At 46.2% G+C, this 24110-nt stretch carries 16 protein-coding genes; 1 reads left to right on the forward strand and 15 read right to left on the reverse strand.

The window, feature by feature from the left end:
* Positions 1-70: 70 nt before the first annotated feature.
* The 13 genes from metG to adhE all read right to left on the reverse strand — a co-directional run bounded on the left by metG (position 71) and on the right by adhE (position 21195).
* On the reverse strand, positions 71-2131 hold the full coding sequence (metG, locus tag AC6CIF_RS05165; RefSeq protein ID WP_498198345.1) for a methionine--tRNA ligase: 2061 nt from the start codon (positions 2129-2131) through the stop codon (positions 71-73).
* Between the two features lie 465 nt (positions 2132-2596).
* Positions 2597-2848 carry a membrane protein insertion efficiency factor YidD gene (yidD, locus tag AC6CIF_RS05170; RefSeq protein WP_091018158.1) on the reverse strand — a complete coding sequence of 84 codons (252 nt, stop codon included), beginning with the start codon at positions 2846-2848 and terminating at the stop codon, positions 2597-2599.
* A gap of 2 nt (positions 2849-2850) precedes the next feature.
* Entirely contained in the window at positions 2851-3315 is a 465-nt protein-coding gene (locus AC6CIF_RS05175) for a Fur family transcriptional regulator (protein WP_017687564.1), read from the reverse strand.
* A 338-nt stretch (positions 3316-3653) separates the two neighbouring features.
* Complete coding sequence (locus AC6CIF_RS05180; protein ID WP_498198347.1) at positions 3654-5906, reverse strand: stalk domain-containing protein; 2253 nt, start codon at positions 5904-5906, stop codon at positions 3654-3656.
* 275 nt (positions 5907-6181) lie between these two features.
* Entirely contained in the window at positions 6182-7819 is a 1638-nt protein-coding gene (gene nagZ / locus AC6CIF_RS05185) for a beta-N-acetylhexosaminidase (RefSeq protein WP_498198349.1), read from the reverse strand.
* 28 nt (positions 7820-7847) lie between these two features.
* Positions 7848-9479: a response regulator transcription factor gene (locus AC6CIF_RS05190; RefSeq protein WP_498198351.1), complete on the reverse strand. Its 1632-nt coding sequence runs from the start codon at positions 9477-9479 to the stop codon at positions 7848-7850.
* Complete coding sequence (locus AC6CIF_RS05195) at positions 9476-11311, reverse strand: cache domain-containing sensor histidine kinase (RefSeq protein ID WP_498198353.1); 1836 nt, start codon at positions 11309-11311, stop codon at positions 9476-9478. The genes AC6CIF_RS05190 and AC6CIF_RS05195 overlap by 4 nt, the downstream gene beginning before the upstream one ends.
* A 32-nt stretch (positions 11312-11343) precedes the next feature.
* Positions 11344-12174, reverse strand: coding sequence for a carbohydrate ABC transporter permease (locus tag AC6CIF_RS05200; protein ID WP_091028779.1), 831 nt, complete (start codon positions 12172-12174; stop codon positions 11344-11346).
* The gene (locus AC6CIF_RS05205; RefSeq protein WP_036614432.1) at positions 12174-13058 is read right to left on the reverse strand and encodes a carbohydrate ABC transporter permease; all 885 of its coding nucleotides are present in this window, start codon (positions 13056-13058) and stop codon (positions 12174-12176) included. The genes AC6CIF_RS05200 and AC6CIF_RS05205 overlap by 1 nt, the downstream gene beginning before the upstream one ends.
* 51 nt (positions 13059-13109) lie before the next feature.
* On the reverse strand, positions 13110-14477 hold the full coding sequence (locus AC6CIF_RS05210) for an ABC transporter substrate-binding protein (RefSeq protein WP_406881067.1): 1368 nt from the start codon (positions 14475-14477) through the stop codon (positions 13110-13112).
* 223 nt (positions 14478-14700) lie between these two features.
* Positions 14701-15453, reverse strand: coding sequence for a pyruvate formate-lyase-activating protein (pflA, locus tag AC6CIF_RS05215; protein WP_076215706.1), 753 nt, complete (start codon positions 15451-15453; stop codon positions 14701-14703).
* An 83-nt stretch (positions 15454-15536) separates the two neighbouring features.
* The gene (gene pflB / locus AC6CIF_RS05220) at positions 15537-17795 is read right to left on the reverse strand and encodes a formate C-acetyltransferase (protein WP_498198356.1); all 2259 of its coding nucleotides are present in this window, start codon (positions 17793-17795) and stop codon (positions 15537-15539) included.
* A gap of 787 nt (positions 17796-18582) precedes the next feature.
* On the reverse strand, positions 18583-21195 hold the full coding sequence (gene adhE / locus AC6CIF_RS05225; RefSeq protein ID WP_498198358.1) for a bifunctional acetaldehyde-CoA/alcohol dehydrogenase: 2613 nt from the start codon (positions 21193-21195) through the stop codon (positions 18583-18585).
* 430 nt (positions 21196-21625) lie between these two features.
* Between adhE and AC6CIF_RS05230 the strand changes: the two genes are divergently transcribed.
* Entirely contained in the window at positions 21626-22342 is a 717-nt protein-coding gene (locus AC6CIF_RS05230; RefSeq protein ID WP_036614443.1) for a Crp/Fnr family transcriptional regulator, read from the forward strand.
* Between the two features lie 87 nt (positions 22343-22429).
* Here the strand turns inward: AC6CIF_RS05230 and AC6CIF_RS05235 are convergent, their stop codons facing one another.
* Positions 22430-23143, reverse strand: a complete 714-nt coding sequence (locus AC6CIF_RS05235) for a hypothetical protein (protein ID WP_017687552.1) — start codon at positions 23141-23143, stop codon at positions 22430-22432.
* Between the two features lie 197 nt (positions 23144-23340).
* Positions 23341-24072: a hypothetical protein gene (locus AC6CIF_RS05240; protein ID WP_498198361.1), complete on the reverse strand. Its 732-nt coding sequence runs from the start codon at positions 24070-24072 to the stop codon at positions 23341-23343.
* Positions 24073-24110 lie beyond the last annotated feature (38 nt).

Here is a 24110-nt window from a genome sequence, read left to right on the forward strand (position 1 = left end):
AAAGAGGCCCGAATTACATCGGGCCACCTTGAGTCATAGTTACGACACTATTTATATATTCATTTATATTTTATTTTACTTGTGCGCCATTAGGCATGTTGTCCGGCACTGTAGCAAGTGTAAGCTGGTCGCCATGTGATGCTGCAAGGATCATACCCTGAGACAGTTCACCACGAAGTTTCACCGGTTTGAGGTTGGTCACACAGATGACTTTGCGTCCAACCATCTCTTCTGGCGAATAGAACTTCGCGATTCCCGATACGACCTGGCGCTGCTCATAACCCAGATCGAGCTGCAATTTCAGCAACTTATCCGCTTTTTTGACCGGTTCGCAGGCAATGACTTGTGCGACACGCAGTTCAACTTTGGCAAAATCGTCAATACCGATCTCTTCGGTACCTTCAGGTGCTGTTACCGGTTCAACAGCTGCCGAAGCTCCAGCATCTGCTTGACTTGCTTCAGGTTGTGCTGCTTTTTGGCCACCAGTCATTGCTTCGGAGATATAAGCAATTTCCTGTTCGGAATCCAGACGCGGGAAGATTGGATCCCCTTTTTGTAAGGCGTTTCCTGCTGGAACCAGACCCCATTGCTTGGCTGTATCCCAAGCCGTAAGTTCACCTTCCTGAATGCCAAGCTGTGCCCAGATTTTATGAGGAGCACGTGTCAGGAATGGTTGCAACAGAATGGAAGCAATTCTCAAGCTTTCGATCAGGTGAGCCATAACGGATGCCAATTCATCGCGTTTTGCTTCATCACGAGCCAGCGCCCATGGCTGCGTCTCATCAATATATTTGTTGGTGCGGCTGACAAACTGGCTGATCGCCGTCAGTGCTACGGAAAACTGCAGGTTTTCCATCGCCTGTTCCACTTTTTCCACTGTAGCATGGCCTGCTTCTTCCAGCGAAGCATCAAATTCCGTTACATTCGAAGCAAACGCAGGGGCTTTGCCTTCAAAATATTTGTCTACCATCGCAACGGTACGGTTCAACAGGTTACCCAGATCGTTCGCGAGGTCGGAGTTGACACGTTCTACGAAGCTCTCCGGTGTAAATGTACCATCGGAACCAAACGGTACTTCACGCAGCAGGTAATACCGCAGTGCATCGAGACCGTAACGGTCAATCAGAGTCACTGGATCAACGACATTACCTTTGGATTTGGACATCTTGCCATCCTTCATCAACAACCAGCCATGTGCAAACACTTTCTTCGGCAAAGGCAGATCCAATGCCATCAACATAATTGGCCAGTAGATCGTATGGAAACGAACAATTTCTTTCCCTACCAGATGAACATCCGCTGGCCAGAACTTGTTATAAAGAGATGCATCGGATGAACCGTAGCCCAGAGCTGTAATATAGTTGGACAACGCATCAATCCACACGTAAACCACGTGTTTTGGATCGCCTTTAACTTTGACGCCCCATTCAAATGTAGTCCGCGATACGGCCAAATCTTCAAGACCTGGCTTGATGAAGTTGTTGATCATCTCATTCTTACGGGATTCCGGCTGAATAAAGCCTGGGTTCTCTTCATAATATTTCAACAAACGATCTGCATATTTGCTCATACGGAAGAAGTAGGATTCTTCTTTGACCAATTCAACCGGGTGTCCACTATCCGGGCTCTTGGCCGAGATAATCTCACCCTTCTCATTCTTCTCTACATCCACCAGTTGAGTCTCCGTGTAATACGTCTCATCCGGAATGCTGTACCAGCCTTCATACTCACCTTTGTAGATATCTCCCTGTTTCAGCAAACGGTCAAAGATATCCTGAACAATGGTTTTGTGACGCTCTTCGGTTGTACGGATAAAGTCGTCATTGGAAATGTCCAACTTGTTCCACAGTTCCTTGATCCCCACAACGATATCGTCGATAAAAGCTTGCGGTGTCTGTCCTTTCTCTTGTGCCTTGCGCTCAATCTTCTGGCCATGTTCGTCGGTTCCTGTCAGATAATGAGCATCATAACCGCGTAAACGCTTGTAACGAACCATCGCATCTCCCGCCACAGTTGTATACGCATGCCCAATATGCAATTTGTCACTCGGATAATAAATCGGGGTTGTCAGATAAAATGTTTTTTGGTCAGCCATGAATGACTTCTCCTCCTTCAAATGTTCCTGCTTCATGTGATCCCTTCGTCCAAAACAACTAAAAAAGAACACAAAAAACTCCCGCCCCTATGGGACGAGAGTTGCTCTCACGTGTTACCACCCAAATTCCCCATGTTTTTCGCAAAACACAGGCTCTGTCGGTCCTTCGACCGCCCATTAACGCTGGATCACGCCTCAGCCTTACGACAGCAGCTCTGAAATCACTGTCTGCACGCTCGAAAGAGGTTCCTCCGGGACCATGTTCCATCCTCCTCCCAGACCGGTTCTCAGCTCATCCGGCTCTCTGCACTGGGGGTGTGTCTGTACTTATCCCTTCACTGGAAATCATATAGAAGTTGTTCAAAAAGTAAAACTAGACTTTTTGAACTCGCATATATAGGAAAAATATACTGAAATGCGGACCCCTTTGTCAAGTGGACAGCATCCTCAAGTTCAATCCTGGCCTGCCTTCAGGCCAACTGAATGCTTCCGGCTATAACGTTACTCTGATACCAGAGTAGACTTTTCCGCCTTTGGTGGCACCAGATCTACACCGCCTGGATGAAACGGGTGACATTTGGCAATACGTTTCGCTGTTAACAACGAACCTTTGAGCGCACCGTGCACTTCAATCGCCTCCATGGCGTAAGCCGAACAGCTCGGATAGAACCGACATGTTGGCGGTGTTAATGGAGAGATATAGTTGCGGTACACCCGAATGGGTGCCTGAGCAATTCTGCGCGATAACTTCATGGTCAGTGCTTCCCATGAGCGTGCGTATGTCCCGATGCCGCTTTGGCCGGAGCATGTTCTGCACAGTCCTTACAATATCCAAATACCTCGAACTTGTGGTCTACAACCTGAAATTGCTCAGGCGCATCCGCAAGCTGCATCGGGCAAAAAATAATAGGATATGTCTTCTGACACTTCAGACAGATCATATGATGGTGATGATGATCTTCACTACAGTGCGCTTTGAATTTAACGCCATCTTCGAAGATGACCTGTTCCAGTACACCCAGTTCCTGCATCACCCGCAAATTACGATATACTGTGTCAAAACTCAGTCCGCTGTAAGTCTTACCCATATATTCATAGACGTCCTTGGGTGTAAGATACCCCGGAGACTCGGCAAATAACCGGGCCAGTGTTTTCCGCTGATCGGTAATGCGAAGCCCCTGTGAGGACATGGTCGAAATAATCTGTTCTGTCGACAGCATGATCTAAAGCACCTCCTGTCATACGAGCATTTTGCATCATTCATAGAGCGACAGTTTATTCGGCAAAAGCGAAAACTTTTGCTTTCTTGTATACCTCTAATAATGCATCAAATTACGATTAGAGTCAACGAAGACACCGGTTTAGGTCATTCCAACATCACATAAAAAGGACTCCATGCACATGCATTGCCATTAGTCTAGCTTGAGCTAATGACATTACATTTTTATGGAGTCCCTTCCTGACGGTTCAGATGATCAATCGTTCGGGCGACTTTTGGGGTGAACGGGTATATATGATATAAGCTTTCACTCCAAACCGTCCGTGCATGTTCATGATATTACTTTTCAGCCGGAAGCGGCGTGAACAGCAGGTTAACAGGCAAGTTACTGCCTGGTGCCGCCGAGAAGAGAATAGTTACACTCTCGCCGTACGAACCTGTGCGATACATTACGCTTTGCTCATTAGGTGCAGTTACAGATTTACCTGTGGAAATCTGAACGACCTGTCCGTTCACGAGTGCCACACCTGAGTATCTGCCTCCACGAGGGTTGAATGAAATCAACGTGCGCGGAGCAACATTATTCAATGTAATTTTGTATAATACACCGAAGTTACCTGCGTTGGATGCTTCTGTGAAAGCCATAGGGTCCGTTCCCACGAGGTTTGGATCACTTGCATTGTCTCCAAGTGGAAGACGTGCAGGCTTCGATCCTATTTCCTGATCATACGTAATGATTCGTGTTGCATTCGGGTACGTTCCGCGGTTGTGAACACCATCACGATCTAGAACCGGCAGGCTCGACAACACTTCCATCGGGTCCTTGTTTTCTTCGATCATGATAATGTTGTAATCCAGTTCATAATCACTGAATACATCGGAATACAAGGAAATGACTTGTCCCTGTTGCATCGGAAGAACGCTCAGATCATTGAGAATCAGCTTGCTTTCTCCTGGCTGGATGTACACTTTCTTTTGTCCGGTACCATTCTGCATGGATTGGAACCAACGGTCAATCGACAACTTTCCAGCTACCGTTGCAAAAGGAGACGGTCCTGCAAAGCCCATGTTTTGCTGGTCAATGGACGCCGTGTATGCGTTGTTGTTTGTCGCTACAACATACATTTTTACGTTTTTGCCCGTGTTGTTCACATGGTGAATCATGAAGCGTGTCTGTCCGAAGGAAGATTCCTTGTACACAATGCCTTCTGTGTTCACGGTTTCCGGGCTGTTACTGCGGATCAGCAGACTTGGTTCGTCATAATACGTGAAAGGTACTTTCTCCAATGCCGGTACTCCACCACCGTCAAAAGTGAACTTCTCACCAACTGGTGTGAACAATTGATTGAAATCAGTCAAACTATAAAGCGTTTCGCCCGTAATATTGATCATCTTGGTATAGCTATCGCTAGCACCATGTTTATCGGTAACTGTAATCGTTACGGTCTTCGGTCCTGGAACAAAGAATGCAAGTGCATTGTTATCCCATTCTGTTTTTACAATTGCGTTCTCATCATCTGTACTTTGATCAATATAAGTGATTTTCTCACCCATTTTGTATTCTTCTTTATCTGTCGTAAACATTGCGACAGGTGGCAGATTCGGTCTTTCAACCTTAATCGTAACCGAATACGGATCACTCCATTGACCACTTGAATCCTGGACCGCATAGGTTACTGTGTATACACCTGGTTGGTCGAATGAATCCTGACGACCTGTCCAACGCTCATCTACAATGCTGAGTCCCTTGGGAGAGCTGGATCTGGTTGTGTAGGTTACCTGGTCTCCGGCAAAGACCTCTTTTTGTACCGTGAAGCTTGCCACCGGTTTGGTACTCAGATTCAATACAACCGTTTTGGCAGATTGATTTACTTTATACGTAATGTCCAGAGCCTGTGTAATTGAAGTCAACGGCACCATGAACGTATTTTTTTGTTGATAAGCCGCGCCCTTCATCGTTCTGGACACACCATTAACGGTATAGATCTTGCTGTTTGTTTTGAAACGCAACTCATCTTCACCACTAATAATGATCGTTTCTTTGGTTGTGTTATCATATTTAACATCATAGCCAACCCGATCAACGAGAGCACGGATCGCTACATAGGATACACCATTTTTAACAGCCATTGGCTGTCCAGCAAGATACGTTTTGCCATCTTGCATCATTTTATTACTGTTCATATAAAGAGTGAGGTCTCCACCCCCGCCTCCAGCAACAGATGAACCGCCTGTAGATGGTTGCTCCACTTCTACTGGTGCAGGTGCTGGTGTTTCCTCAGCTGTACCTTCTTCCTCCGTAGGTTCAATTACCGGCTCAACAGGAGTCGCGTCTGTTCCTGTAGGAACATCTGTCTCAGGGTTCACTTCTTCAGTTGTTTCATTATTTGATGTTGGCGTGTTTGTTCCGGATTTCACTTCGGATTCCGCGATGGTCTGTTCTTTCTTCACAACCTCCACGGATTTAACTTTGGCTGTATTCACTGATGTAGTATCGCTCTGATCTGCTGATTGTGCATTGGCAGGAATCACTGCAAACGCCTGAAACACAGCAAAAGCGGTAAGTATGGACAATTTCTTCTTCAAATTCATTCTTTGTCTTTGGCTCCTTCTGCTCCCATTTTATAAATATCCCCCTCAAAAAGTCATATTATTAGACGCTTGGAACCGGGAAAAGTTGCTAAAAAGTTAAGAGGAGAATTGTAAACTTTTAATAGAAGGAAAATACTATGAAAATAGTTATCTATCAATTATCTTTTCGGCATTCATATCCCAAAATTAACCAATAGAAAATTTCAACAAAAAAATCTCTCCGGGAGATGGTCAATTAACACCATATCACAGAGAGATGTAAGGATTGAATACGTCTAGCGCAAACGGACAGGCAGACTTCCTGTTGGCTGCAGTCCTCCGGTTAACACCTGGGACAGTACCCGAACAACTGCGGGTGTATTCTCATACGTACACACATAACTTCCCGGCCTCGAAATCTCCAGCAGATCATATGGATTGCGCAAAGCAATTACAATCAGGGAATGATTCTTACTAAGCTTTTCAACCAAATACTGTTGCCCTTTCGGAAGTTGACCTGCCGATGTGTACGTACATACGATAACTTGTTCATTATCTGACACATCCTTCCATATGTGATCTACTTCCTCATATGAAGGCTGAGTCGTTATTTTACGCTCACGAACTCTGCCCCGCAGCTGCGATAGCGCCATACCCAACGATTCTGTGTGGGACCATGGTTCATCCACCTCTGTCCGTTGCACAACCTCAGGCCAGATGACATATACGTCCTTCTCTGGGTCCAACGGCAACAGCCCATCATTATGAACGATGGTAATACTGCTTGAAGCAATCTTGAACAACGTCAATTCGTTGGGCTCAGTGGGTTTAGTGGATTCAGTGCAATCAACAGGTTCGACATCGGTAGCTTCGACCGTTTCACTCGCTTTCGGCGAAACAAGAAGATCATTCTGCTGGCTGCAGCGCTTTCTTTTCCATGTCATAATGCGTTCCACCGCCTGATGAATAACCTCTTCCGATACTCGCCCCGTTCGAACTGCTTCCACAATGGCTTCCAGCGCAGCAACCTGATCTTGCAAGGTATGACTCACCAGAATCAGATCTGCTCCTGCTTCCACAGCACGAACGGCAGCTTCAGCTACCCCATATGGCTTGGATATCGCATGCATTTCAAGACAGTCTGTAATAATAATGCCTTCAAAACCCATCTCCTCACGTAGCAGACCCGTTAACACCTTATGTGACAACGTAGCCGGAATGGGCTCGGGCTCAATCGAAGGGAACATCACATGAGCTGTCATAATAGCATCAACCCCGGCCTCAATCGCCTTGCGGAACGGTACAAGCTCCATCTGTTCCAGCCTGTTTCGATCATGAGGTACTGTAACCATACCAAGATGAGAATCTACGGCGGTATCTCCGTGTCCCGGAAAATGTTTGGCAGTAGCAGCTATGCCCTGTAATTGATATCCGGTGATGGCTGCTACGCCATGAGTGGCCACACTCTCAGCATGTTCACCATACGAACGCACACCGATAACCGGGTTAAGTGGGTTGTTATTCACGTCGACCACTGGCGCAAGGTTCATATCAATACCAATGCTTTTTAGCTCACGACCCAGAATTTGGGCACACTCTAGGGTATATTCCGGATTGCCTGTCGCACCAAGCGCCATATTACCCGGCACTTGGGTCATTCCCTCTTGGTCAATCCGTGCAACCATGCCACCTTCCTGGTCCACCGAAATCATGAGTGGTAGGGCCCCCGCTTCAGCAGCCATATCTTGCAGTTCGGCGGACAGCCGTGTCAATTGATCTATACTCTCGACATTACGCCGGAAATAAATGACACCCCCGACGTGATAGTCACGGATTAATCCAGTAATCTGTTCATCTGCGTGCTGACTGTGAAATCCACACATCAACAATTGTCCTACCTTTTGCTCCAATGTCAGATCATTCAAGGGTTTCATTTGACCTCTCCTCCCGTTTCCCTTGGTACTACAAACCCAATTGTTTACTCTGCCTGTACTCGGAGGGTTTCATGTGAAAGTGTTTATGAAACACCTTGGAGAAGTAACGGCGCTCCTTGAACCCTGTTGCTTCCCCAATCGCTGTAATACTCCATTCGGTTGTACTCAACAATAAAGCGGCACTTTCCATCCGTTTCTGCGTCATATATTCCACAAAAGTAACACCCATTTGGGTTTTAAATAGCTGGCAAAAGTAACCCGGGCTGATTCCGAGCCAATCTGAGACTTCATCTATTCCCAAGTCCTGTTGCAGCCGTGCATCCATATACTCACATGCAGACAGGATCAGTTCTGATACAGAAGGACGTGGCTGCGTTTTTTTGCCCTGACAGGCATGGGTAACAACCTCTGCAAGTTCAAGGAGTTCCCTCATGGATACAGCCCCTTGCAGTGCATTCCAGTAATTCACTTCGTGCTCTTCAGCGAGGGCCTGTACTTCACGCAGTTCCCGAAGCATGTGTACAAGCATAAACCGAAGATTGGTTTCATCTATCCTGTTGAAGGATTGTCTTGAGTTCCCCATTTGCTGTTTAAGCCGCTCCAATACATCACGCAACCCCTGCTTGTTCCCTTGCCGAATCCACCGAGTAACAAGCTCCAGATCTTCTCTTGTAACCCATGAGTTAGCCCCTTTGGAGGCCGTATGATCATACGATGATGTGTTTTCGGGACAACTCGCCTTTAGCACCCCGTCTTCACTTTCCGAATGGGACATCAGTATTTTTTGACAATGCCGGTATCGCTCCAGAATGTGACTTTCCAGGTTCACGGGTACAGCATCCTGAACAACCCTAACCTTCACATTTGAATCCATGGATAATATCTCATTTAATTCGAGACACAGTTGATGGGCCAGTTCCTCTGAGCGACGTTTCCACTCACCTGATGCCTCCAGCAGGATGCACCACTCCCCTTTGCGAGTCGAAAGAATCTGACAGTCCCCCTCAACTCTCTCTGCTACTTCCCTAAGTCTGGAACTTAAGGTCTCATGCCATCGTTGGTGCTGAAGCTCGGACCAGCCGATCGAATGGCGAAAATAACCGACCGCATCCACCAGCAGCAACGTATACGGTGTAGCAGTTGTTATGAATTCAGGAACAGAGGCAGGATAGGCAACCTTCAACGGTGCTTCTCCTCGTAACAGGTCAATCAATTGTTTGTGTCTGATCCAGCTTTCCATCTCTTGGCTGCGATAACGTTGCGAATCGTTTTCCTGACGTCTCTTCTGGATCTGTCCGGCAAGTTCACGCAGTTTATGTTCCAGATTCAAATAATCAATTGGCTTACATATGTATTCATGTACGTTATATTTAATAGCGGTTCGAGCATATTCAAACTGCTGATAACCGGTCAGCAAAATAATTTCACACGTTTCACCCTGCTCTCGCAGCAAACGAATTAGTTCCAATCCATCCATAGACGGCATCCGAATATCGCACAAGAGAATGTCTGGATGACTTTCTGTAACTTTCCCCAGCGCTTCTGCCCCGCTTCTCGCTGTACCTGTGATTTCAATCCCCATATCTTCCCAGGGTAAAATATAGTTCAGATTCTCCAGAATCGGCAGCTCATCGTCAACCAGCATTGCAGTCAGATTCATCCGGCTTCCTCCTGCTCATATAATGGAATGATGCATCGAATAACTGTGCCATACCCCGGTGCTGAACATATAAATATGCCATACCCGGCCCCGTATTGAATACGAATTCGATCTGCCACACTTCGTAATCCCAATCCCCGGCGTTCCGTTATGGACGATAATAATTCCGCCCCTTCCGCGAGCATAACTTCCGGCGGATCTTCTGCCATATACTCAAATCGTGCGAGCATTTCCTGGGGAATACCGATCCCATTATCCTCAACACATAACATCAGATGATCCCGTTCCGCATATGCGCTTATCCGCAGTACACCTGGATAGGTGATCCCCTCAAACCCATGTTGAATGCTATTTTCCACCAGAGGCTGGAGGGTAAGCTTGAGCAGGATTGAGCTGTATAAATGAGGTGGAATGTCAATCTCATAGGTGAACAAATCACTGAACCTGTACTGTTGAATCTCCAGATAACTCTGCAAATGCCTGATTTCCTCACCCAGCGGAATCTCCTCCTGATCCTGAATGCTGATACGAAGCATATTGCCAAGTCTGGTCACCATCTCGCTTACTTTGCGGCCCTCCCCACGCAGCGCTAATCCATTAATGGATTCCAATGTGTTAAACAGAAAATGAGGTTTGATCTGGGCCTGTAGTACACGTAGTTCCGCTTGGGCCTTCTGCTCTTGCTCTGCCCGAACACGACGGAATAATCCCCCGATCCGATCCAATAGTTCATTGAACCCTTGCGCAAGCAGCTGCATTTCATCGAACCCTTTTCCTTCCACCCTCGCATTAAAATCACCATCATCCACACGACGCATAAACCTTACAAGTACAGCAATGTTACCCGTAATGCGATTCATGAAAAAAAGATTAAAGATCATCGCTGCGAGCAGGCATAATAGAATAATGATGACAGACCAACCGGCAAAGGCATTTGTTTCCGCAGATAAGGCTTCCCATGAAGTCACACTGACGAGATTCCAGTTATAGTTCTTCAGATGATATTGCGAAATGATACTTTCCTTGCCGTCAAAGACCGTTCTGACACTGCTAAAACCTGGACCGTACCTGTCAGATTCAGCACCAAGGTTTTGCATGTTCTCACCGTTATAAATACCTGCAGGATCATAGACGATCAGTCCTTCTTCATTAATTAATAGGAACGACGTATCCTGTGCCGAATCGCTGATTTGCAGGTGACGAAAGATCCGGTCAATCTCTCCTTTTTTGATCTGAACAACAAGCACGCCGATATTTTGAAAATAACTGAGTTCTTTGACCAGTCTGATCTGGGTGAAGACAGGTTCTACCCCGGTTAATTCGGGATATTCCAGAGGTGCGAGCCATTTAGGCACGCCATTAAGTTGCTGAATTTCGTTGAATAAGGGATGTACTTTGAATTGCTGAAAAGGAAGGGCTTGAAAATTTTCTTTAGTGAAAATGGAGACAATCTGGTTATTCTCAGACGAACGCAAATCATATAAAAAGGCATAACTGATGAACGGATAATTATATAGAAGGGAACGGAAATTGCGCTGGCTGGCATTCAGGGATAACTGATTACCGGTTCCCAGATCCTGGTTGGTCGGATCTTTGGCGTTCAACGCCATTTGGAAAACCGATGTGGCTATCCCGTTGTCGGTCACATTGTTAATCTGCTGAAATACATTCTCGATATTGTAACTGATGGCCTGAAGCGCATATTCGGCCTGTTGATTGTATTTTTTCTCAATCGTATGTGATGTGACCAGAAACATGCCAATGCCCAGCGCACACATCGGTACAATGATCAGCAGCAGAAATGCCAAGGCCAGCTTCATTCGCAAGTTCATATCCCGTTCTCCCTATTCACTGGTTCATGGTATTAACCTTTGACACCACCTGCAGTTACTCCTTCTATAATTTTCTCCTGGAGTATAGCGTAGATCACAAGTACAGGTACAACGCTGTATACAATACCTGCCGACATCTGGGCATAGTTCATCTGATATTGATCCCGAAACTGAACCATGCCCACTGGCAGCGTACGCAATTTATCGGTGGATAAGAAATAGTTGGCGAGTAAAAATTCGTTCCAGTTGCCGAGGAAATTAACGATAAAAACGGTAACAATAGCCGGAACCGTAAGAGGTATCACTATTTTAGCAAAGATACCCGGGGCCCTCAAGCCGTCCATGACCGCCGCTTCCTCAATTTCTCCAGGCAGAGAACGCATAAAAGCCGCCAGTATAATAATTGTAAAAGGGATCGCATTGGCCACATAGGGCACGATTAATGCCAGATGTGTATCCAATATGCCCATTTTGCGAACAAGCAGATAAATCGGCAGCATAAGTGCATTGTTGGGAATAAGCATACCCGCCAGAATCAGACTGTACAGAAACAGACTCCATCTCCGGTGTCTCATCCGGGTCACGGCAAAAGCAAACATGGCACCGAGCACAATCGTACACGCCGACGATAAAACCGAAATGTACAGGCTATTCCAGAAATATGTGCCAATCTTTGCATTCACCCAAGCCTCCACGTAATTGTTAAACTCCCATGTTGTAGGCAGACCGAATGGATTCAAGGCGATTTCATTGTTATCCTGCTTAAATGAAGAGAAGATTACAAATAAAAAGGGAAACAAAATCGCGATTAAATACAATATTAACAACACATGAGGTATACTGCTTTTTAAGCTTTTTGCCATCAATATTCCACCTTCTCGCTCCGCCTCGCTACCAGCAGTTGATACACCGCAGTGAGCACAAGCGTCAGAGCAAAGATCAGCACTGCAATGGTATTGCCATAGCCATATTTGAAGTTGGTAATCGCGTATTTGATCATATATGTGGCCAGAACCTCGGTGGACCCAGCGGGCCCACCTTTGGTCATGACAATCACGATGTCGGCGGCTTTCATGGCACCTGCAATGGACAACATGATCACCACTGAAATGATCGGCCGGATCAGCGGCAACGTAATTCGCATTGCACGTTGTACCGCTGTTGCCCCATCGATTGCAGCCGCTTCATCCAGATCACGGGGAATCGCCAGTATGGCAGCCAGCACCATGACAATGTAAAATCCCGTCCACTGCCAGGCATTGGTCACCAAAATGGACAACATGGCAAATCGGTTATCCGATAACCAGTAGATTGGATCGATGCCCAGCACATGAAGTATTTTGTTTAATAGTCCGATATTGGGTTCATAGATGAACCCCCACAAGATACCGATAACGGCTGTCGACATAATGGATGGTAAAAAAACAGCGGTTTTATACAGACCTTTTAGCCTTTTCACATTGGCAATCAGAAGCGAAAACAGGACGATCAGGGGTACCTGAATCAGTACCGAAAATCCGATGAAAAAGCCGTTATTCCGTGTGGAAATCCAAAAGCGTTCATCGGTCAGTGCCTTCACATAATTGGATAAACCCACAAAACGTGGCTCAGCCGATACCCCATTCCAACTCGTCAGACTGTAATACAGGGAGCTGCCAATAGGATATAAGAAGAACATCACAAACAGAATTAGGGCTGGCATTACAAACAGCGTATAGATTAACGGGCTGCGGAGTGAAGTATTCATGGTCAGCCTCCTTCAGTCACTTCAACGATCGCAGTTTCAACTTGGATTGATTTATTCTACGGAAGCGTTTGCTTCCTCCTGCACCTTTTGCAGCTCTTCTGCCATTTTCTCTGGCGTCGTCTGCCCACCAATCAACTTCTGGATTTGCAGATTGCTGATCTCTGTCGTCACATCGGCCTGAACGAGTGCATCAAATGCCGGGAACGACGTCTTGGACGCATTAAGCACAGCCACAATTTCTTTCATCAGATCATCGGTAATGCTGTCGGTCAGCACTTTCTCGTCCAGCTTCATCGCAGGCAACACACCGTCTTCCACAAGACCACGGACCTGCATATCTTCATTGTAGAAATTTTTGATAAAAGCTTTCACTGCTTCCAGCTTCTGCGGGTCATCCGCCACTGCTGCCGAGAATCCGTATCCATTGTTCACATCCCGCATCAAAGACGTCTGATCACCTGCTCCGTTCTCTACCGGAGGCATATTGAAGAATCCAACCTTGCCAATGAGCGATTCACCACTCTGGCCTTCTTTGAATACAGATGATTTCCACGTTCCGTCATACATCAACACCGCTTCTCCGCTCGTAAATTGCGTGGTATATTCGGCATACTCGAAGCCCAGCTCACCTTTTTTGAAATAACCCTTATCCACCCATTCCTTATGTTTGGCAAAACCTTGCACAACACCCGGATCGGTCCACTTCGCTTCACCTGTTGCAAACTTTGCGGTAATCTCCGGTCCGGCATACCGGGACCACAGGTGGTTGGTTAACATAAGCGGTACCCAGCCCGCCTTGGATGCTGAAGCAAGCGGCACTTTGCCATCGGCCTTGATCTCGGCCAGTATATTGTCCAGTTCAGCCATGGTGGTTGGAGCTTTCCATCCTTTTTGTTCGAAGTACTCTTTATTATAGAAAAAACCTTCGCCCGAACCGCCAATCGGCAGTCCATATACTTTGCCTTCATACGTAAACGGTTCAAGCGATGTAAACTGGTCCTGAATGCCCAGCTCTTGCAAGATCGGAGTCAGATCAAGCAGCATACCTTCCTTGGCATAAACTTTGGAATCCGGGCTACCGAACAGTTCAAATATATCCGGCGGGTTACCTGCCGCCATCTCTCCGCGAAGCTTTTCCTTACGATTCACATCAGATTCGACGCCATCCAGCGTAAAGGTCAGATTGGGTATCTCACCTTCAACTTTGTCCACTACATCCTGGAGAATGGCCAGTCTTTTCTGTTTGTCGGCCCCCACCTGTGTGTGGCGGAGAAGCATTTCAACCGGTTCCTTACTTGTTTCCTCCACAGGTGTATTGCCTGCGCCTTGCTGTGGCTCGTTACTTGAGCTTGCACATCCCGCCAAAGTCCATGAAGTGATAAGCAATAATGAAAGCAGTAATGTCATTCTTTTTTTCATCTGGTTGACCCTCCTCAACATATTGAGCATTTGGCTTTACACTCTGATTATAAAAAGCCGGAGCTTACATCGTAAGGATGACAATTCATCAATGGAGGGATAAAATCCTTCACTGGACCCATAATCTTGCATTTACAATGGATAACAGCAAAAAAACAGCCCCTGCGAAACATGTTCGCAAGGACTGCTTGATTGATTGTTTTTACTATATATAAAGGTTAGATTACTTACCTGAACAAGCCACGCCAGCCGTTTCCTGGCGACCTTGTTCGATCAGGCGATACGCCCGCTCCACTTCTTCTTCACTTGGCGAAGGAACTCCATCCAATGGATATACTTTACCGAGCGCTTCCCATTTGTAAATCCCCATCTGATGGTATGGAAGAATTTCGAACTTCTCGACGCCATTTAATGTTCCAATAAATCTTCCGAGGTTAAGCAGATCCTCTTCCTCGTTATGAATGCCAGGCACATACACGTGGCGTATCCACATTTTCCGACCTTGCTCCGATAACCACTTGGCCGTTTTCAACGTTCTCTCGTTGGATTTGCCTGTCAGCTTGATATGTTTCTCATCATCAATATGCTTGAGGTCCAGCAGAACCAGGTCTGTGTGATCCAACAGATCGTGAATCCGTTCCGGTTCGTTAAATCCGTTGCTATCCAGTGTCGTATGCAATCCCCAGCGGCGCTTCACTTCCTTGAAGATCTCGGCTACAAAGTGAGCCTGTAACGTTGGTTCTCCGCCAGATATCGTGAGTCCGCCTCCGGAGCTGCGGTAGTAAGACAGGTAAGGCTCAATTTCAGCCAATACCTCCTCTAACGTCATTTCTTTCCCGCCATCCAGCGCCCATGTATCAGGGTTATGGCAATATTGACATTTGAGTAGACATCCTTGCATAAAAAGCACAAAGCGGATGCCTGGGCCGTCAACCGTCCCGAAAGTTTCGAGTGAATGAATATGTCCGTTAACCATGCTGCCTCTTCCTTTCTGTATCCGCATCCGCTGTGCGTTTAATATGATTTGGAATATCTTGCTCTAGCTGTATTGAAAATTACTTACATGGAGCCATGGAACGTACGGTTGATGACATCCAACTGTTGTTCACGAGTCAGTTTAATGAAGTTAACCGCATATCCGGATACACGTACAGTCAGTTGCGGATAGTTTTCCGGGTGATCCATCGCATCAATTAATTGCTGACGATCAAATACGTTAACGTTCAGGTGATGGGCGTTTTGACCGAAGTATCCGTCCATCATCGCAGTCAGATTGGATTTTCGTGTAGTCTCTTCTTTACCCAATGCTTTTGGCACGATGGAGAAGGTATTGGAAATCCCGTCAAGACTGTGTTCATAAGGCAATTTGGCTACAGAGCCGAGGGATGCCAGTGCACCTTTTTTATCACGACCATGCATTGGGTTCGCACCAGGAGCAAACGGTTCACCCGCTTTACGACCGTCCGGTGTAGTCCCTGTTTTCTTACCATATACCACGTTGGAAGTGATCGTCAGCACGGATTGTGTTGGTATTGCGTTACGGTATGCTTTGTGCTTGCGAATCATGCCCATGAAGTTCTCAACCAGTTCAACAGCAATGCTGTCCACGCTATCTTCATTGTTACCGTAACAAGGGAAGTCTCCTTCGATTTCGAAATCAACAGCGATGCCTTGTTCGTTACGAATTGGTTTTACTTTGGCATATTTGATTGCACTCAGTGAATCCGCTGTAACCGAGAGACCAGCGATACCACAAGCCATCGTACGTACAATGTCACGGTCATGCAATGCCATTTCGATACGCTCATAGCTGTATTTATCGTGCATGTAGTGAATGACATTGAGGGTGTTCATATACAGCTTCGCCAGCCACTCCATCATTGGTTTGAAGCGTTTCATAACCTCATTGTAATCCAGCACTTCGCTAGTGATGGCAGGATACTCAGGTCCAACTTGTGCTCCGGATTTCTCGTCACGACCACCGTTGATCGCATACAGGAGAGCTTTTGCCAGGTTGGCACGAGCGCCGAAGAATTGCATTTGTTTCCCGATCTTCATAGCCGACACACAGCAAGCAATACCGTAATCGTCACCGTAGATTGGACGCATCAGGTCATCATTCTCATACTGGATTGAACTTGTTTCAATGGATACTTTACTGCAATAATCTTTGAAAGCTTCTGGAAGTTTCGTTGACCAGAGAACAGTCAAGTTTGGTTCTGGTGCAGGACCCAGGTTGTGCAGTGTATGCAGGAAACGGAAGCTGTTTTTGGTTACACGTGTTTCACCATTCACGGACATACCACCGATGGACTCCGTCACCCATGTTGGATCTCCACTGAACAGTTCGTTGTAATCCGGTGTACGCAGGAATTTGACAATCCGCAGTTTCATTACAAAATGGTCAACCAATTCCTGAGCCTGTTCTTCGGACAGAATCCCTTCTTGCAGGTCACGTTCAATGTAGATATCCAGGAAAGAAGATACACGTCCCAGTGACATCGCAGCACCGTTCTGTTCTTTGATCGCAGCGAGATAACCGAAGTACAACCATTGGAACGCTTCTTTTGCTGTTGTCGCTGGCAAGGAAATATCGAACCCGTGCATATCGCCCAATTGTTTCAATTCTTGCAATGCACGAATCTGTTCAGACAATTCTTCCCGCAGACGAATGACATCTTCATCAATAACATCAACTTCGAGTGCATTCAGTTCGCCTTTTTTGTTACGAATCAGGAAGTCTACCCCGTACAAAGCTACACGTCGATAGTCACCGATGATCCGACCACGGCCGTAAGCATCTGGCAGACCTGTAATAATTCCTGCTTTACGCGCTGCACGCATGTCGGAAGTATAAGCATCGAATACACCCTGGTTGTGTGTTTTGCGAATATTTGTAAATATATCAATGACGCCCTGTGGCATTTCAAAGCCATATGCCTCACATGCGTCAATCATCATGCGAATTCCGCCTGTTGGTTGAATGGAACGTTTGAACGGAGCATCGGTCTGAACGCCGACAATCTGCTCTTTGGATTGATCCAGATAACCGGGTTGGTGAGAAATAATAGTACCTGGTGTGTTCACGTCAACGTCAAGGACACCGCCGTTATCACGTTCTTTTTTGGTCAGATCAGATACGATCTCCCACAATTCTTTGGTATTCTGGGTTGCACCTGCGAGAAATGCTTCGTTTCCGTAATACGGAGACAAGTTGTGTGCCAGAAAATCATTCACATCTACGGATTTGGTCCATGTTCCTTTGGTAAAGTTTCTCCAGCCTGTTTGTTGTTTGACATCTTTTTCAATCACCGACATCGTAATCCCTCCACTAATTTGGATTTCTGGACACATAACATCTTGCTTCATTCGTAGCATTGTGTGCCCAGAGCCGCGATTAATGTGAATTGTTTCACATAAACCGGAACATGTTCTCTCTACTTGGGAACCGGAACCGCGGGATGAATGTTTTTCTTACATTTTCAGTATACGACTTGGGGCTTTCATCATCTGTGATTTTTGTCACAAAGCCAGTGAACTAACTCACTCCACCTGCGCTGTGTCCCATTGAACCCGGTAAATTCACACTTAGCCACTGCGCGGGCAGAACAACTTCCGATCGCTGTTATCCCCGGATTTTTTCAATTTTATTTTTCAAAGGGGAAAATCCGGGGATAAAGGCGAACGCTCCGCTTCTTCAGTTTTTTCTGCCCTCTCCGTTATTGTGTGAACATCTGGTTCAAACGGCCACATCACGAATTCCGTGCCACCTCTTTAGAACATTTTGCTCCTCCATGCTCGGAGCAAAACAAATCTTAAAATAAATCCTGAAAAACAGATGCTCGCTCTTCTGTTTTTCTGCCCTTTTCTTTATTGTCGAACATCTGGCTCAAACGGCCACATCACGGATTCCGTGTAACCTCTATAGAACCTTTTGCTCCTCTATGCCCGGAGCAAACCAAATCTTAGAATAAATCCTGAAAAACAGATGCTCGCTCTTCTGTTTTTCTGCCCACTCCGTTATTGTGTGAAAGACGGCAATCGGGGCTCCCCTCTCGGGGAACCCTGATCTTCTTGCCGTAAAGCACGCTTTGTTCTAAATTTATTATTCAAACTTTCCGTAGAAAGCGTTGCGGTATACATCAGCCAGTTCAGTTACCAGCGGCAACTTCGGATTGGCGGTTGTACATTGGTCTTCGAAGGCACGGTCAGCCAGATAATCGACATGTGCTTCAAAGTCTTTGGCATCAAATCCGATTTCCTGGAATGATTCTTCAATACCCAATGTTTTGTTCAATTTGCGAATGGCATTGATGAGACTGGTTACGCCTTCTTCTGTCGTACGAGCAGGCAATCCCAAGATGCGGGCGATTTCGGCATACCGCTCATCCGCTACAAAGTGCGAATATTTCGGGAACGATGCAAATTTGGTCGGTTTTTTCGCGTTGTAACGAATGACGTGTGGCATCAGGATCGCATTGGTGCGTCCGTGTGCGGTGTGGTACTGACCGCCCCATTTGTGCGCCAAGCTGTGGTTAATGCCCAGGAATGCGTTGGCAAATGCCATACCGGCAATTGTGGAAGCATTATGCATTTTCTCACGTGCCAGTTTGTCACCTTGCAGTGCGGATTGCTCCAGGTATTGGAACACCAGTTGGATTGCTTTGATCGCAAGTCCATCCGTGTAATCATTTGCCATGACAGACACATAAGCTTCAATCGCGTGTGTCAGTACGTCCATTCCTGTATCGGCAACGGCTGTTCTCGGTAGGGAGTATACAAACTCCGGATCGACAATCGCCACGTCTGGTGTCAGCTCATAGTCGGCCAATGGATATTTGGTGTTACCTTGATTTTTATCTGTGATAACAGCGAACGATGTAACTTCAGAACCTGTACCGGATGTGGTTGGAATCGCTACAAATTTCGCTTTTACGCCGAGACGTGGATATTTGTAGATCCGTTTGCGGATATCCATGAATTTCTGTTTCAGGTCGTTGAAGTCCGTGTCCGGATATTCATAGAACAGCCACATGGCTTTGGCAGCATCCATCGGTGATCCACCGCCAAGTGCGATAATGCAGTCTGGTTGGAAGCGGCGCATCATTTCGGTTCCGCGGTCTACCGTTGTTGTCGATGGATCTGGCTCAACATCAGAGAATACTTCGATCGCTACTGGCATTTGGCGTTGCCGCAGATAGTGTTCTACCTTTTCAACATATCCAAGCTTCACCATCATGGCATCCGTAATAATCGCCACACGTGTGATGTCAGGCATTTTGGCAAGATACTGCGTTGCCCCTTTTTCGAAGTAGACTTTGTTCGGCACTTTGAACCATTGCATATTCACGGTACGGCGAGCCACCCTTTTCACATTGATTAAGTTTACAGCGGTTACGTTGGAAGAAGTCGAGTTACGTCCGTATGATCCGCATCCCAGTGTCAATGACGGCATGTTTGTGTTGTAGATATCCCCGATGGCACCGTGTGTGGATGGTGAATTCACAATAATCCGTCCGGTTTGCAGACGATCTGCGAATTTGCCGATCACTTCTTCATTTGTGGAGTGGATAACCGAGGAGTGACCCATGCCGCCAAAAGCAACCACTTCTGCTGCACGCTCAATGCCCTCTGCTGCCGTTTTGACTTTGTAACAAGCCAGTACCGGACTTAATTTCTCAGCCGACAATGGGAATTTGGTACCTACCCCTTCAATCTCGGCCACAAGAATTTTGGTGCCTGCTGGAACTTCAATACCGCACAACTTCGCAATGCTCACCGCAGATTGACCAACAATCGCCGGGTTCACCGCACATTTCTCGGCATTAATTGCACCTGCTGTCAATTTTGCTGCTTCATCTTTGTTAACAAAGTAACAGCCATTTGCAATCATTTTTTTCTTCACTTGATCAAAGATCGGTTCTTCAATGATGACCGCTTGTTCGGAAGCACAGATCATACCGTTGTCGAAGGACTTGGACAGAATCAAATCCGTTACTGCCTGATTGATATCCGCGCTTTTCTCGATAAAGCAAGGTACATTACCCGGTCCTACGCCCAGTGCAGGTTTACCACAGCTGTACGCTGCACGTACCATGCCTGATCCGCCTGTTGCCAGAATGAGAGCCACATCATTGTGATTCATCAGTTCGTTTGTACGATCCATGGAAGGATCATCAATCCATTGAATACAATCTGCTGGTGCACCATGCTTCACCGCTGCATCACGCAAGATTCTAGCAGCTTCCCGGCTACAATTCTGTGCAGATGGGTGGAAACCAAAGATGATTGGGTTACGCGTCTTGATGGAGATCAGTGCTTTAAACATCGTTGTTGATGTTGGGTTCGTTACTGGGGTGATCCCCATGATGATCCCAACCGGCTCCGCAATTTTCTGGAAGCTTTCGTACTCATTATCTTCAATTACACCTACCGTTTTGTCATATTTAATGCTATGATACACATATTCTGTAGCAAATATATTCTTGGTGATTTTATCCTCATATACTCCGCGGCCTGTTTCTTCTACGGCCATCTTGGCGAGCATCATATGTTTATCTAGACCCGCAAGCGCCATTGCTTGCACAATCCGGTCAATCTGCTTCTGGTCCATCTTCATGAATGCGGCGTGTGCTTTATTCGCTTTGTCGATTAACGTTTGAATATACTGACCTGCTGTCGGTTCTTTTGCTGGGGCGACTTCGTTCTTTACAGCCATCTCCCTCATCCTCCTAAAGGTTCGTTTTGGTTTGTCTCTCTTCTTTACATTCACATCGTACCATGGGTAAAAGGTTAAATATGTGATTTTTTTCACAAAGTATAACAAATTTAATTTAAGTTTTGTAGTGTCCTTCACACGACCATTTTCACTTCCTATTTAAAATAGAGGGCTATAAAATTCATCCTCTCCATCAAAAGTGAATTTAATCACAATGTTTGAAATTTCGTCATTTTTGCCCCCTTTCCTTCCCCCTCAAACGGTAAGATTAGGTATATACTGAACTTAAAAATTGAACCACCGCAATTTGTACCGTCCTTCCTCCCGGCCGAGATGACCCTGATCAGGACGGCAACGGTTTGCGGCGAACCTCGGAGGCTACTGCTCACTACAGAAGGTCGTCCGATGGACATAAAGGGGAGATAGACTAATGAGAGAACTAACAACTGTACTGGAAAAGCGCGGTAATACCAACTGTTTCTCGGAAGCGAATTTCAACCATCTGCTGGTTACCATGAAAGATAGAACCTATCCGGAAGGTACACATCTGTACTGGGAAGGCGACATCTCTGACAAACTTTATTATATGAAACGAGGTCGTGCCCAGATCACCAAATCCACGGATGAAGGCAAGGAACTGATCATGTACATGTATCAATCCGGTGATATGATTGGGCAGGCTGATCCCTTCTTTGGCTCTAAACACAGCTTCTCAGCGGAAGTGCTGGAGGACAGTGAGATTGGTGTACTGGAGCATAAAGACCTGGAAATGTTAATCTGCCAGCATTGTGACTTTGCGATCGATTTTATGAAATGGATGGGCATCCACCACCGGTTGACACAGACCAAATTCCGGGATCTCATGTTATATGGCAAACCGGGTGCACTCTGCTCCACCCTCATTCGGTTGTCGAATTCGTATGGTGAGCCTCATGGAGAGCATGTCATTATTCACAAAAAAATTACCCACACGGACCTGTCCAATATGATTGGAGCCACTCGTGAAAGTGTAAACCGCATGTTAAGCGACCTGCGTAAGAAAGATGGGATTGAATATGACAATGGCATGATTGTTATCAAAGATCTGAAGATGCTGCAAGGGATCTGTCACTGTGAACTTTGCCCGAACGAGATCTGTCGTATTTAATATTTGACTGTGCTAATCGGATATTGCTTATATATTTAATGAAAAAAAGCCCAGTTCTCTAAAAAGAGATTGGGCTTCTTGGTATACTTAGGATGCATTGGTCAATTCAAGCTTTACCGCATCACGTGGATTCAATTTCATGTCGAGACCATTTTCCATTAATTCTTTGTCATTCACCATAATGACCCACCGCTCATTCATACGAGGCGTGACATTCTCGACCGAAACGACAAATTTGTTATTCTCCGACATTCTTACAATGCCGCTGGACTTCAACACATCGCGAACTGTGCACTCTTGAACGTAGACGCCGGCATATTGACGATTAAGGGTTGGCATAATGTTTCCACCGCTAACCTTGAGTAACGTTGTCTGATATGCAACGCCATCCCCCCCACTGTCAGCGGCTTTCACGTAAATGATCACTTCATCTTTGGCATGAAGTTCCATGTCCCAATCTTCCTGCTCAATATCCTTGCCATTTAATTTGACAGCCCAGCTAAGCGAAGAATCCAGAGAAACTTCACCGACGGATTGAATCCGTTTGCCATCTGCCGTAAAATCAACCAGTCCGCTATTAAGTAATGCTTTTTTGAGTGTCAAACCCTCACTAAAATCTCGCTTAATGGACTTTGTTGCATCAGGCAAAAACGTACTGCCATCTACAGCCACTGTGATTGTATTCGCTGTTTCTGTCTCTTTGACAATTGGCTGCTCAGAAGGCTGTGTCTCACTACAACCAGCCAAGATCGCCAGTAGGAGCAAACATACACCTATGTAACCGGGGATTTTTTTCATCATGTAGGTAACACCACCCTGCGTAAAATCATTCACCCTGTTGTCCATAACCTCTATTATGGCACAACCTTAAGCAAAAAAAAGTGTCAAAGCCGTTACTTTTATAGGGTACCGCCTTCAAATAAGGCTTGTACAAGAAAGAGAGCCTGCACACAGGCTCTCCAATCTAAATTATTTTCACGTTATCATTGGTTACGTTATCATTGGACACAAGCCTGCATGTATGTCCGTCCTCCATCGCCATCTTTCAGATATGGATTAAGCCCGAAGAACTGCTCCTCAGATACGTATACCCCTGTCAGCAATCGCCCTTCAAGCAATCCACCGTCCACCTGCACGCAGCATGAAGGTGCGTCTACATATTCCTGATACAACGGAATCTGACCATATTGTTGATGGACCTTGAATACCTTCCCTTGCTCATGCAAAGGTCGTTCTGAGAAATAGGTAGGCACAATATAACGGGCAATGACATCCAGTTCCTGAACGCTATAAAAGGGTTCATCGCCAAGCCATGGTGCAAACATTCGAATCTTCTCATATTGAGACCAGACAACCGCCTGAATCAGCATTTCTGCCTGAACCAACCGACCTTCTCCCACATCCAGAACCCATTGCTTACCATGGATAGTTTCTTCCATCTGAGACATCGTTGAATCAGGATGTCCCAGCTCACATCCGATACACTTCCAGCCCCTGGACGTTTGAATCCATTTTTGCAGCACCGCCGGAGCTAATCTCGGACCATCGCTGTTCACAGAATGTGTATTCACTTCGGCAAAATCATCTTTAACCGAACGCGAATATGCTGTGCGCTTAAACAACTCCGCAGCTTTTTTGTAGATTAGATGGACCTGAATGGATGCGCTCTCAAGTTCTGCAATATCTTTTTTGCCGTAGCGTACTTCACGGGATAAGCTTTCTTCTCTCATGACAAGTGGGCCTCCTTCGCTCCGGCCGTCTGTGGCCA

It is taken from the genome of Paenibacillus sp. GQ49, assembly GCF_059759055.1.